This is a genomic window from Streptomyces sp. H39-C1 (genome assembly GCF_027158125.1).
GTDB lineage: Bacteria > Actinomycetota > Actinomycetes > Streptomycetales > Streptomycetaceae > Actinacidiphila > Actinacidiphila fildesensis.
The window spans coordinates 77,690-89,003 of the sequence record NZ_JAPVLS010000037.1 but is presented as its reverse complement, the minus strand read 5'-3'; the positions used below and the strand labels follow the sequence as shown (position 1 = coordinate 89,003).

General features: G+C 72.1%; 13 protein-coding genes and 1 riboswitch. Of the genes, 3 read left to right on the top strand and 10 right to left on the bottom strand.

The genetic code is table 11. From position 1 onward, the window contains the following. Window positions 1–59: 59 nt before the first annotated feature. The 5 genes from O3W51_RS24215 to O3W51_RS24195 all read right to left on the bottom strand — a co-directional run bounded on the left by O3W51_RS24215 (window position 60) and on the right by O3W51_RS24195 (window position 3,041). A complete protein-coding gene (locus tag O3W51_RS24215) occupies window positions 60–308 on the bottom strand; it encodes a hypothetical protein (RefSeq protein ID WP_138354456.1) in 249 nt (82 codons plus the stop codon). 162 nt (window positions 309–470) lie between these two features. After that, window positions 471–1,217: a GntR family transcriptional regulator gene (locus O3W51_RS24210; protein ID WP_138354457.1), complete on the bottom strand. Its 747-nt coding sequence runs from the start codon at window positions 1,215–1,217 to the stop codon at window positions 471–473. Between the two features lie 362 nt (window positions 1,218–1,579). Next, entirely contained in the window at window positions 1,580–1,828 is a 249-nt protein-coding gene (locus tag O3W51_RS24205) for a hypothetical protein (protein ID WP_138354458.1), read from the bottom strand. A 34-nt stretch (window positions 1,829–1,862) separates the two neighbouring features. Continuing rightward, window positions 1,863–2,333, bottom strand: coding sequence for an Asp23/Gls24 family envelope stress response protein (locus O3W51_RS24200; protein WP_198358567.1), 471 nt, complete (start codon window positions 2,331–2,333; stop codon window positions 1,863–1,865). 132 nt (window positions 2,334–2,465) lie between these two features. Continuing rightward, complete coding sequence (locus O3W51_RS24195; RefSeq protein ID WP_244808994.1) at window positions 2,466–3,041, bottom strand: CAP domain-containing protein; 576 nt, start codon at window positions 3,039–3,041, stop codon at window positions 2,466–2,468. 108 nt (window positions 3,042–3,149) lie between these two features. On the opposite strand from O3W51_RS24195, the gene O3W51_RS24190 reads away from it, so the two are divergent. After that, complete coding sequence (locus tag O3W51_RS24190; protein WP_187144756.1) at window positions 3,150–3,599, top strand: DUF5990 family protein; 450 nt, start codon at window positions 3,150–3,152, stop codon at window positions 3,597–3,599. 16 nt (window positions 3,600–3,615) lie between these two features. Here O3W51_RS24190 and O3W51_RS24185 read toward each other — a convergent pair whose 3' ends face one another. From O3W51_RS24185 to metE, 3 genes are all read right to left on the bottom strand, one after another. Further along, on the bottom strand, window positions 3,616–3,810 hold the full coding sequence (locus tag O3W51_RS24185; RefSeq protein ID WP_138354461.1) for an antitoxin: 195 nt from the start codon (window positions 3,808–3,810) through the stop codon (window positions 3,616–3,618). Window positions 3,811–3,923: 113 nt separating this feature from the next. Then, a complete protein-coding gene (locus O3W51_RS24180) occupies window positions 3,924–4,334 on the bottom strand; it encodes a hypothetical protein (RefSeq protein ID WP_138354462.1) in 411 nt (136 codons plus the stop codon). A gap of 222 nt (window positions 4,335–4,556) precedes the next feature. Continuing rightward, window positions 4,557–6,875, bottom strand: a complete 2,319-nt coding sequence (gene metE / locus O3W51_RS24175; protein WP_269287327.1) for a 5-methyltetrahydropteroyltriglutamate--homocysteine S-methyltransferase — start codon at window positions 6,873–6,875, stop codon at window positions 4,557–4,559. Window positions 6,876–7,059: 184 nt separating this feature from the next. Further along, a riboswitch (cobalamin riboswitch) is annotated at window positions 7,060–7,249 on the bottom strand. A gap of 17 nt (window positions 7,250–7,266) precedes the next feature. On the opposite strand from metE, the gene O3W51_RS24170 reads away from it, so the two are divergent. Together O3W51_RS24170 and cobF are read left to right on the top strand one after the other, a co-directional pair. After that, window positions 7,267–7,560, top strand: coding sequence for a hypothetical protein (locus O3W51_RS24170; RefSeq protein ID WP_381587245.1), 294 nt, complete (start codon window positions 7,267–7,269; stop codon window positions 7,558–7,560). Window positions 7,561–7,641: 81 nt separating this feature from the next. Continuing rightward, entirely contained in the window at window positions 7,642–8,430 is a 789-nt protein-coding gene (gene cobF / locus O3W51_RS24165; protein ID WP_138354465.1) for a precorrin-6A synthase (deacetylating), read from the top strand. 12 nt (window positions 8,431–8,442) lie between these two features. Here cobF and O3W51_RS24160 read toward each other — a convergent pair whose 3' ends face one another. Together O3W51_RS24160 and O3W51_RS24155 are read right to left on the bottom strand one after the other, a co-directional pair. Beyond that, the gene (locus O3W51_RS24160) at window positions 8,443–9,189 is read right to left on the bottom strand and encodes a cobalt-precorrin-6A reductase (RefSeq protein WP_138354466.1); all 747 of its coding nucleotides are present in this window, start codon (window positions 9,187–9,189) and stop codon (window positions 8,443–8,445) included. Window positions 9,190–9,307: 118 nt separating this feature from the next. Further along, window positions 9,308–11,311: an ABC transporter permease gene (locus O3W51_RS24155; protein ID WP_198358566.1), complete on the bottom strand. Its 2,004-nt coding sequence runs from the start codon at window positions 11,309–11,311 to the stop codon at window positions 9,308–9,310. Window positions 11,312–11,314: the final 3 nt, after the last annotated feature.

The following is an 11,314-nucleotide window of genomic DNA, read 5'->3' as shown; positions in this document are numbered from 1 at the left end:
CTGAAATCAGCATCGCCTCGTCGGGGGCGGGAACGCGATAACCGAACATTTCGTCTCCTTTAAGGGGCGTCGGTGACGCCGCCCAACGCATCCAGGGGATCTGCCCACTCGATGACGCCGACCTGCCGGGTCCCGCGGGACTCGATGACGAGCACGGTCGTCCCGCGCGGCAGGGGCTCCTCGGACCAGGCGAGGAAGGTCTCGGTTCCTCCTCTGACGCGCACCAGGATCTCGCCGGGTCCGGCGGATCCACGCGTGGCGATAAGAAGCTCCCCCGTGCAGCCGATAACGGCCTCGTCCTGCGCCATTGCCGACTGCCCCTTCGTCGTAGTGGTCCTGGGATATTGACCATAGTCCTCATGCCGGCGGCGGCCTATCCTCGGGGACCCGGTGGGTCGCATACGGGGAGGTCCGAGCGGGTCGGGGCCCCTGCGGAGGGCGTCCGGGACGGAGCTCGTGGTGCCCGCCGGTCAGGTGCCGGGCAGGGCGAACTCATAGACGAGTTGGGCCGGGCCGGGTGGCAACTGGAGGTCGGTGACTTCCAGGACGCGGCCGTGCTGATCCGCGATGGTCCGGCGAATGGTCAGCTTCGCCTGGTCCGGGGCGGCGGGCCGGGGGTTGTGGACCGGGGTGAGATCGATGGTGTCGCGCCGGTGGGGGCGCAGATCGGCGTCGATCATCCACTGGTACAGGCCGCGCAGGTTGCCGCGGTGCGGCTCGGGCGAGGCGCGGCGGTGCTCGGCCAGTCGCGGTATCTCGGCGAGCGCGACCGGTGAGAAGTACGACGTCGCGTTCGCCAACTGGGCCCCGGGCGCCTGCTCGACCCGCTGGTGGACGAGGGTGGGGGTGCCGGGGGTGAGGCCGAGCAGGCAGGAGATGTCGACCGGGGCGGGCGCGGTGCGCAGAACGCCGAAGTCGTCGTCGATCCCTTCGGGCGTGACGGGCGCCGTATCGATCAACTGGCCCGGCAGCGCAACCGGGACGACCGCGGCGCGGGTGCCTCTGCGTCCGGTGGTGACCATGCGGCGGTCGCGCAGGAGCTGCAGGGCCTGGCGTACGGTCTGCCGGTTGACGCCGAAGCGGTCGGCCAGCAGACGCTCGGCGGGCAGTCGGTCTCCCGGGGCTATGCGGCCCTTGTCGAGCTCGGCCTGGAGCTGGTCGGCGATCCGCTGGTAGAGCGGACGTGCGGGCGGGGCGGAGCGGGAGGAACGGGGCACAGCGGGTGATCCCTTCCCATCGGGAGTGACGCATGGTGATCGCACATGTGAGATCCGTTCCCCATATTTATCATTGGTCTATACCTGTCGCGAGCATTACTCGTCAGTACGCCAGGTATTGGCGCGAACTCGCAGTTACCGGACCCGATCCGCGGCGCCTCGCGGTTTGTCAGTGATTGAGCATGGCGAAGCCGGACCCCCGCAAGGTGACCAGCACATTGCCGAGGGCGTAAGGGACGGTGCGCCTCCGGACGCAGGTCCGGCCGTGCGCACGTTCCGTAAGGTTCGCGGCTGGGGTTGAGAGCGCGTGCCGGCCGGGACGGCGCCGGGGAACCCCTCGGCGCCGGCCCGTACCGAACCGTTCAGCGCAGGCGGTCGCCGTCCCGGTCGCGGGTGCGGCTGCTGGTACCAGTGCCGCTGCGGTCGCGGCTGCGGTCGCTGCTGCGGCTCCGGAAGAACTCGTCGGGATCGAGGTCTCCGTCGATGAACTTCCCTGCCACGAAGCCGATGGCGCCGAGCGCCGCCACGAGCAGGAACGCACCGAACCCGCCGAACCACCCGGCGAACGCCAGGGCCATTCCCACGCCCAGGCCGACCAGTGCCGTGTTCATCGTCCGCCCACCGTCTCCCGCGCCGGTCCGCCGCTCACTGGACCCGCTGCTCCCGCTCGTCCTCGTCGTCCTCTTCGTCCGGCAGCTTGACGTCGCCGATCGCGATGTTGACCTCGACGACCTCGAGCCCGGTCATCCGCTCGACCGCGGCGATCACGTTCTCCCGCACCGCGTTGGCGACATCGACGATGGACACGCCGTAGTCGACGACGAGGTCGAGGTCGAGAGCGGTCTGCGTCTCGCCGACCTCCGCCTTCACCCCGCGGGTGACGGACTTGGCGCTGCCCGGCACCCGGTCGCGCACGGCACCGAAGGTACGGGAGAAGCCGGTGCCCAGGGCGTGCACGCCCACGACATCGCGGGCGGCCAGACCGGCGATCTTCTCCACCACGCCGTCGGCGATGGTGGTCCGGCCGCGTGATCCCGCATCGCCGCGCGCTGGCGCCTTGCTCCCGGGGTTGGGGCGATCCGGTTCGGGCTTGGTCCGCGCTGTGCTGTCGCTCATGATGAGTCGTCCCTTCGTTGGGCTGCTCTACGTCCCACGCTAAGCACGGGTCACCGCCACCGCGCGCGGAGAGCGGCCCGGGGGCGGTCGGGGGACAGCCGGGGGGCGTCGCTCCGGGGGTGCCGGCCCCGGTCAGCGGGCGGCGAAGTCCTGGGTCCACCATGGACCGTTCGGGCGCATGCTCACGCCGACCCCGATCTCCTTGAACGCGCAGTTCAGAATGGTGGAACGGTGGGCGGCGCTCTTCATCCACGCGGCCATGGCCGCCCGCGGGTCCTTGGCGCCCTTGGCGATGTTCTCGCCCCACCGCGTCCACGGGTACCCGGCGGAGGTCAGCCGGGCGCCGGGGTCCTTGCCGTCGGGTGTCGCGTGCTCGTAGTAGTCACGGGCGGCCATGTCGTCGGAGTGCGCCTGGGCGGCCGCCGCGAGTTTCCCGTTCGCCGTGACAGGCCCGCAACCGTGTTTCAGGCGTTCCACGTTGACGATCCCCACGACCTGCTGGGCCCGCCGGTCCGTGCCGGCCAGGGCGGTACCCGCGCCGGTCGGGGCGGTACCCGTGACGGCCGGGCGCGGGGCCGCCGCAGCGCTGTGACTCCCCACCGCGCCGACGATGAGGCCCGCGGCCACCAGCCACGCCGAGGTGTGTGACCGGTGCCGCCGGGGCGGTTCGACGGGAGGCGACGGCGGGGACCCGGAGTCGGGGTTCACGGGGCGTACCTTCCGGGGTCTGTCAGTGGCTCGCCGTACGGTGGACACGTCGTGTCCGGGACGCACGGACGAGGATCCGGTGAGGGCCGAGGACTGAGGGCTGAGGCGATGGCAGAGGTACTCGTGCGGATCGTGGGCCGGGAGCTGCCCGGGGCCGCCTGTGGCGACCACAAGGACGTCCACGTCGGGATCCAGCGGGGGTCGGTACCGGACGCCGTGGTGTCGGCGGACGCCGCTGAGGTGGTCTTCGAGACCGCCGTCACCCTGCTCACCGCGCCGGACGGAACGGCCGACTTCCGCGGGCCCCATGTCCAGGGCCGCCGCGGCGGCCGGTTCCTCTATCTGATGTGGGGCGAACAGCCGCCCGGCGGAGCGTTCGCGATGTTCCGCCGGGCCAAGCTCCACCTGGGCGACATTCCGGCCGAGAACCTGGCGGCCGCCCGCGCCGGAGGCGGCTGCCTCCGGGCGGACCTGGGACTGACCGACGGCTTCGGCCTGCCCCTGTGCGCCTCGGTTCACCCGCCCCGGGTGACCTGGAGCGTGGTCGCCGGTCGCTGACAGGTGCGCCGGCCGGCTACTTGCCCGCCTCGTCGGTGGGCGGACGCGTGCCGCCGATCTGCTCGTTCAGTTTCTCCTGAGCCATGTCGACCTGGCCGCTGTACTTGTTCTGGGTCTTCTGGTCGACGACGTCGCCGGCCTTCTCGACACCCTGCTTCGCCTGATCCTCGTGACCCTTGAGCATGCCTTTGATCTTGTCGAGCATGGACATGTCGGACCTCCTCGCGTGATGGACAACACCTTCAGGATCTACGCAGAGGACAGGGTTCGCATTACGGGCGATCTACGGCGGGCCGGCCGGCCCGCCCGGCCCGGCTCCGGCGCTCAGGCCGAGTGGACCGCCACCGCCAGCACCAGCAGGACGGTGACGACCGCGCAGATGCCGTGGGCGACGACCGCCGTCACGGGAAAGTGCCGCTCGGCGGTCCGCTCGGCGTGCGCATGGCGCCCGGGGCTGGGAAGCCAGCGGAACAGCATCATCAGGCCCAGGGACGCCACGACGAGCACGACGCCGCAAGCCGCCCACGCGGAGGCCATCAGGTCGCCGAAGAGGAAGACCGTCCACGCGGCCAGGCCGACCACGGCCAGCAGGATGTGCCCCAGGATCAGCGAGACCGGTAACCGGGTGATGCCGGCCTCGCGCTGCCGCAGGCCACCGTGGCGCAGCCAGATCGTGAACAGGTACGCCCCCAGGGAGGCGGTGAGCAGCCAGACGCCCAGAGCAACAGAGCCCATTCCCCCGCACCTCGTTCGATCGCTGTCCCGTGCCGCGTCCACGACGGTCGGCGCGGCGCCGCGCCCCCATCAGAGCGCCCCTCCGGATGCGGCCCGGGACAAACATTCCTTGCTTAACCCGAAAGGATGAACCGGGACGGTCCCTCACGGACCGGCGGGAGGCACTGCGCTAGCGCGTGGCCGGGCCGGACACCAGGGGTGCCCGGCCCGGCCACGGCCGCGTCAGGAGGACGCGCCGGGCAGCGTGCTCCGGACCTCGCGGGCGGCGGTGACGAGGTTCTCCAGGGAGGTTCTGACCTCCGGCCAGCCGCGGGTCTTCAGACCGCAGTCCGGGTTGACCCACAGCCGCTCGGCGGGAATCGCCTCAAGGCCCTTGCGGAGCAGGGCCGCCGCCTCCGCCGCGCTGGGGATCCTGGGGGAGTGGATGTCGTAGACACCCGGACCGACCTCGCGCGGATAACCGGCGGTGGCCAGTTCGCCCGCGACCTGCATGTGAGAGCGGGCGGCCTCCAGGCTGATGACGTCGGCGTCGAGATCGTCGATGGCCTGGAGGATGTCACCGAACTCCGCGTAGCACATGTGGGTGTGGATCTGGGTGTCCGGACGGACCCCGCCGGCGGTGAGACGGAAGGCCTCGGTCGCCCAGCCGAGGTACTCGGCATGCCCGTCGGCGCGCAGCGGCAGCGTCTCGCGCAGCGCGGGCTCGTCCACCTGGATCACCGAACTGCCCGCCGCCTCCAGATCGTTGACCTCGTCGCGCAGGGCGAGCGCGACCTGGCGGGCGGTGTCGCCGAGCGGCTGGTCGTCACGGACGAAGGACCAGGCCAGCATGGTGACGGGCCCGGTGAGCATGCCCTTGACCGGGCGGGCGGTGAGGGACTGGGCGAACCGTGTCCAGCGGACCGTCATCGGCTCGGGGCGGGAGATGTCCCCGGCGAGGATCGGCGGCCGGACGTAACGGGTCCCGTAGGACTGGACCCAGCCGTGCTGGGTGGCGAGGTAGCCGGTCAGCTGCTCCGCGAAGTACTGCACCATGTCGTTGCGTTCGGGCTCGCCGTGCACCAGGACGTCGATGCCGGCCGTCTCCTGGAAGGAGAGGACCTCGCGGATCTCGGTCTCGATACGGGCGTCGTACGCGGCGGTGTCGATGCGCCCCGCCCGCAGATCGGCCCGTGCGGTGCGCAGTTCGGTGGTCTGCGGGAACGAGCCGATCGTGGTCGTCGGCAGCAGCGGCAGCCCGAGGTGGGCGCGCTGGGCAGCGGCCCGCTCCTCGTAGGACTGGGAGCGGCGGGCGTCGCTGTCGGTGACGGCCGCGGCGCGGGTCCTGACCGCCGGGTCGTTGGTGAGGGCGGAACCGGCCCGGGACGCCAGGTCGGCGCGGTTGGCGGCGAGTTCGGCCGCGATCGTGTCGGTGCCCTGGGAGAGCCCGCGCGCCAGGGTGACGATCTCGGTGGTCTTCTGCCGGGCGAAGGCCAGCCAGCGGGCGATCTGCGGGTCGATGTCGCGCTCGGCCGTGGCGTCCAGCGGGACGTGCAGCAGGGAGCAGGAGGAGGCGACGTCGACCCGTTCGGCCAGCCCGAGGAGCGTGCCGAGGACGGACAGCGACTTCTCGTAGTCGTTGATCCAGGTGTTGCGGCCGTTGACGACGCCCGCCAGCAGGCGCTTGCCGGGCAGCCCGCCGACGGCCGCGAGGTCGTCGAGGTTGCCCGCGGCGGGACCGGTGAAGTCCAGCGCCAGCCCGTCGATGGGCGCCTTGGCGAGGATCGGCAGGGCCTCGCCCAGCCGGTCGAAGTAGGACGCGACCAGCAGTTTCGGCCGGTCGGTGAGACCGCCCAGCACTCGGTAGGTGCGTGCGGCGGCGTTGAGTTCACCCGGGGTGCGGTCCTGGACCAGGGCCGGCTCGTCGAGCTGCACCCACTCGGCTCCGGCGGCGAGCAGATCGCCGAGCACCTCGGCGTACACCGGCAGCAGCCGGTCGAGGAGCGTCAGCGGTTCGAAGTCCGCCGCGACGCCGGGGGCGGGCTTGGCGAGCAGCAGATAGGTGATCGGACCGACGAGCACCGGGCGCGCGGTGAGGCCGAGCGCGAGTGCTTCCTTCAGCTCGGCGACCTGCTTGGTGGAGTCGGCGCTGAAGACGGTGTCCGGGCCCAGTTCGGGCACCAGGTAGTGGTAGTTGGTGTCGAACCACTTGGTCATCTCGAGCGGCGCGACGTCCTGCGTGCCGCGGGCCATGGCGAAGTAGCCGTCCAGGGCGTCGGCGGCGACCGCGGCGCGGTGCCGTGCGGGAATCGCGCCGACCATGACGCTGGTGTCCAGGACGTGGTCGTAGTACGAGAAGTCGCCGGTCGGGACCTCCTGGATGCCGGCGTCCGCGAGCTGCCGCCAGTTGGTGCGGCGCAGCGCGGCGGCGGCGTCCCGCAGGGCGTCGGCGCTGACGTCGCGCTTCCAGTAGCCCTCGATCGCCTTCTTCAGCTCCCGGTTCCGGCCCTGCCGGGGGTAGCCGTGCACGGTGGAACGTGCGGTGGCGGACGTGCTGGTCATGGAACTCTCCTTCGCGAGTGTCTCCCATAGGACCCCGGGAGAATCGACGGCGCGAAGGGAACACAGACCGGACGGGATCACGTCACTGAAGCGCCGGAACGCCGCACGTGCCCGTCTGATGTGTACTCCGACCCGCCCTCGAGGTCTCCGGAATCACCGTGCGCCGTTGGGGGCGCGCGGGCAGTGGCAGGTCTTCGGACTCGCGGGCACGTCTCGTACGGACACGAGACACCTACTGGCCGTCGCTTCCCAGATCCCGGCTCGGGTCCCAGTGCGTATGACGGCGGTCGTTCCCACTCACCGCTGCGGGGCAGTCCCGGAATTCCACCGGGTTCCCTCTTACGACGCACCTGTCTGGCGGACAGGGCGAACCAGCTGCACCGTCCAGCCTATGGCCAAAAGGGCGGCCGGGTCAGCATTGTTCAGCCACCGGACGGTGAGCCCGAGCCGGGTCGCGACCCCGACCGCGGCGCTCGACGACGCGGCGAGACGGGCGCACTTCTCCTGGGACGGCACCTGGTACCCCTCGTTCGACGACTACGCGGTCAGTCGCACAGCCGCCGGCACGGCGGGTGCCAGTGAGTACCGGAACATCTCCGTCAACGGCACGCCGACCCCCGTGGGCGGCTGCCAGTTCCGTATCAGGACCGGTGACAAGGTCGTCTTCACCCTGACCGCGTTCTGACCCCCGGCCCGCCGGGGGCGGCAGCCCGCAGGCCGCCCCCGGCGGCGTCACGCCCCGACCGCATGGTGCAGACTCGATGCCGTGAGGAAGATCTTTGTCATCGGTATCGGCGCGGGCGACCCGGACCATCTGACGCTGCAGGCGGTCAAGGCGCTCAATCAGGCCGACGTGTTCTTCGTCCTGGACAAGGGCGAGGAGAAGTCGGACCTGGTCCAGCTGCGCCACGACATCATCGAACAGCATGTGACGCGTCCGCACCGGCTGGTGTCGGCCCAGGACCCGGACCGGGACCGTACGGCGCCGTCACCGGTCTACGCGTCGGCCGTCGGTGACTGGCGCCATCGCCGGGCCGACATCTACGAGCACTTCATCACCTCGGAGCTGGCGGACGACGAGTGCGGCGCCTTCCTGGTGTGGGGCGACCCCGCCCTGTACGACAGCACTCTGGGCATCCTGGAGGACGTGCTCGGCCGGGGGACGGTCGCGTTCGACTACGAGGTGATCCCCGGCATCAGCAGCGTCGCGGCGCTGGCCGCCAAGCACCGGACCGGGCTGAACCGGCCCGCGCGGCCCGTGCAGATCACCACCGGCAGGCAGCTGGCCGCGGGCTTCCCCGAGGGCGCCGACGACGTCGTCGTCATGCTCGACGCGCACCAGGCCTTCGCGCACCTTCCGGACGGCGGTGACGACGTCACGATCTACTGGGGCGCGTACCTGGGCACACCGGACGAGATCCTCGTCGCGGGACGGCTGCCCGACGTCTCGGAGCGCATCCAGACGCTGCGCGCCGAAGCCCGTGCCCGCAAGGGCTGGATCATGGACACCTATCTGCTGCGCAGGACGCCCGCCGGCGACCGGGACGACGCCTGACCCGGCTGCGGGCTACATCAGTACGGCGCGCAGCCACGCGGCCGCTTCCTCCGTGGTCGCCGCCACGGGCACCCCGCCGGGCACCGGCGGGCGGCGGACGACGACGACCGGAATGCCGGCCTCGCGGGCGGCGGTGAGCTTCGCCGCGGTGGCCGGTCCGCCGCTGTCCTTGGTGACGAGGACGTCGATGCGGTGGCGGCGCAGCAGTTCCGTCTCCCCTTCGAGGGTGAAGGGCCCCCGGTCGAGCAGGACTTCGGAGTGCTCCGGAAGCGGTGGCCCCGGGGCGTCGACCGAGCGGACGAGGAACCACAGACCGGTCGTTCCGGCGAAGGCGGCCAGCCCCGACCGGCCGGTGGTCAGGAAGATCCGCCGGCCCAGTCCCGGGAGCAGCGCGGCGGCCTCGGCCAGGGATTCCGCGGGATGCCAGTGGTCGTCCGGGCCCGCCACCCAGCCGGGCCGCCGCAACGCGAGCAGCGGGACCCGGGCGGACGCCGCCGCCTCCGCGGCGTGGAAACTGATGGTGCCGGCGAACGGGTGGGTGGCGTCGATCAGCGCGTCCACCGCGTGCTCGGCCAGCCAGCGGCCCAGCGCCTCGGTGCCCCCGAACCCGCCGATCCGTACCTCGCCGGCGGGCAGCCGTGGTTCGGCCACCCGCCCCGCCAGCGAGCTGGTCACCCGCAGCGCGGGATCGGCGGCCAGCGCCGCCGCGAGCCGGCGCGCTTCCGTGGTGCCGCCCAGGATGAGCACATGTCGTGTCACGTTCGCCGTTCGCTTCCCTCGCGGGGCTGGTGGGCCCGCCGTGCCGCGGTGGGTCCGGCGGGGGGCGGCGTCGCAGTTTATCCGTCATGCAGGGCACTGCCGGGCGGCGCGGTCGGCCTCAGAGGGTGACGAGGGTGACCTCGGTGGCCTTGACGCTCGTCCAGACCGAGGTCCCGTCGGTGAGGCCCAGTTCGGCGGCGGCCTGGTGGGTGATCTCGGCGACGAGATCGGGTGCCTGGTCGGAGGTGATGAGAAGGCGCAGCCGGCTGCCGGAGGAGGTGATCTCGCGGATCGTGCCGGGCCAGACGTTGCGGGGGCTGCCGGCGGGTCGGTCACGGTGCACGGAGACCGCCTCCGGCGCGATGATCGCCAGCGCCCGTGCCCCTTCGGTGAGGGTGTCGGCGACGACGAGCTGTCCGCCGCCGGCCAGCGCGAGGCCGCTGGCGGTCGCCGTACCGGGCCACGCGTTGCGGCCGAGCATCCGGGCCACCCAGGGGGAGCGGGGGTGGCGGGTGACGTCGGCGGGCGACGCGTCCTGGAGGGCGCGGCCGTCTTCGAGGACGAGCACCCGGTCGGCGAGGGCGACCGCCTCGACGGGGTCGTGAGTGACGATCAGACAGACGCCGCCGAAGCCGTCGAGGTGGGTGCGCAGCGTGTGCCGGACATGGGCACGGGTGGTCTGGTCGAGGGCGGCCAGCGGTTCGTCGAGCAGCAGCAGCCGGGGCCGGGCGGCGAGTGCGCGGGCGAGGGCGACGCGTTGGGCCTGGCCGCCGGAGAGCTGCGCGGGCCTGCGGTGGGCGAGATGGCCGACGCCGAGCCGGTCGAGCCACTGCTGGGCAGTGCGGCGCGCCTCGGCGCGCGGGACGTGATGGGTGCGCAGACCGTAGGCGGTGTTGGACAGCGCCGTCAGATGCGGGAACAGCGCGCCGTCCTGCGGAACCCACGCGACACCGCGCTTGTGCGGTGGCAGGTCGGTGACGTCGGTGCTGCCGAGGCGCAGTTCGGCGTGCGCGCGGGGGGTGAGGCCGAGCAGGGCGCGCAGCAGCGTGGTCTTCCCGGCGCCGTTGGGACCGACGATGGCGATGGTGGTGCCGGGCTCCGCGTCCAGGGTCAGCTGGTTGAACCCGGTGACGTCGGTGTGCAGGGACCAACGGTCCGGTGCGGCGGAGGACTTCGGGCCGGGAGTTCCGTCCGAGGGGGAACCGTCCGCCGGAGATCCGCCCTTGAGGAGATTCGGCGCTGCGGGGGAGTCCGTCAACGGATCGGCCGGCGGTGGGCCGTCGTCCACGGGTCGCTTGGAGCTGCTCTCCCGGGTCACCGCCCCGCCGGCCCAGCGGCCGCGCAGCGCGATCAGTACGGCCATGGCGATGACGAGCAGCAGCAGGGAGACGGACGTGGCCGCTTCGGGCGAGTCCTGCAGCAGCAGGTAGACCTCGAGGGGCAGGGTCTGGGTGGTGCCGGGGAGGTTGCCCGCGAAGGTGATGGTCGCGCCGAACTCGCCCAGGGCGCGCGCCCAGGTCAGCGCTGCGCCCGCCACCAGGCCGGGGGCGACCATGGGCAGCGTGACGGTGAAGAACACCCGCACCGGCGGGGCGCCCAGTGAGGCGGCGGTCTCCTCGTAGCTGGGGCGCAGCCCCGCCAGGGTCCCTTCCAGGCTGATGACCAGGAACGGCATCGCCACGAAGGTCGCCGCGACCACCGCCCCGGAGGTGTGGAACGGCAGCACGATCCCGAACGTGTTCTCCAGCCACGGCCCGAGCAGCCCCCGCCGCCCGAAGCCGAGCAGCAGCGCGACACCGCCCACGGTGGGCGGCAGCACCATCGGCAGCAGTACGAGGGAGCGCACCAGCGACTTGCCGGGGAAGTCGACCCGGGCCAGCAGCCATGCCAGTGGCACCCCGAGCACGAGCGACAGGCCCAGCGCCCAGAACGACACCAGCAGTGACAGCCTCAGCGCGGTGGTGACGTCAGGGCTGGTCAGATCGGTCCCGATAGCACCCCAGTCGGTGCGAGACAGGATGCCGACCAGCGGCATCAGCAGGAACGCGATCGCGATCAGTGCGGGCAGCGCCAGCGCGACCGGGGTGCGCGCGCCGCGTGCTCGGCTGCGGATGCGTCTCATCGG

Excerpts from the sequence above, each read along its gene's own strand:
- O3W51_RS24215 (WP_138354456.1), bottom strand. The coding sequence starts at position 308 with ATGGCGCAGGACGAGGCCGTTATCGGCTGCACGGGGGAGCTTCTTATC.
- O3W51_RS24205 (WP_138354458.1), bottom strand. The coding sequence starts at position 1,828 with ATGAACACGGCACTGGTCGGCCTGGGCGTGGGAATGGCCCTGGCGTTC.
- O3W51_RS24200 (WP_198358567.1), bottom strand. The coding sequence starts at position 2,333 with ATGAGCGACAGCACAGCGCGGACCAAGCCCGAACCGGATCGCCCCAAC.
- O3W51_RS24190 (WP_187144756.1), top strand. The coding sequence starts at position 3,150 with ATGGCAGAGGTACTCGTGCGGATCGTGGGCCGGGAGCTGCCCGGGGCC.
- O3W51_RS24185 (WP_138354461.1), bottom strand. The coding sequence starts at position 3,810 with ATGTCCATGCTCGACAAGATCAAAGGCATGCTCAAGGGTCACGAGGAT.
- O3W51_RS24180 (WP_138354462.1), bottom strand. The coding sequence starts at position 4,334 with ATGGGCTCTGTTGCTCTGGGCGTCTGGCTGCTCACCGCCTCCCTGGGG.
- metE (WP_269287327.1), bottom strand. The coding sequence starts at position 6,875 with ATGACCAGCACGTCCGCCACCGCACGTTCCACCGTGCACGGCTACCCC.
- O3W51_RS24170 (WP_381587245.1), top strand. The coding sequence starts at position 7,267 with ATGGCCAAAAGGGCGGCCGGGTCAGCATTGTTCAGCCACCGGACGGTG.
- O3W51_RS24155 (WP_198358566.1), bottom strand. The coding sequence starts at position 11,311 with ATGAGACGCATCCGCAGCCGAGCACGCGGCGCGCGCACCCCGGTCGCG.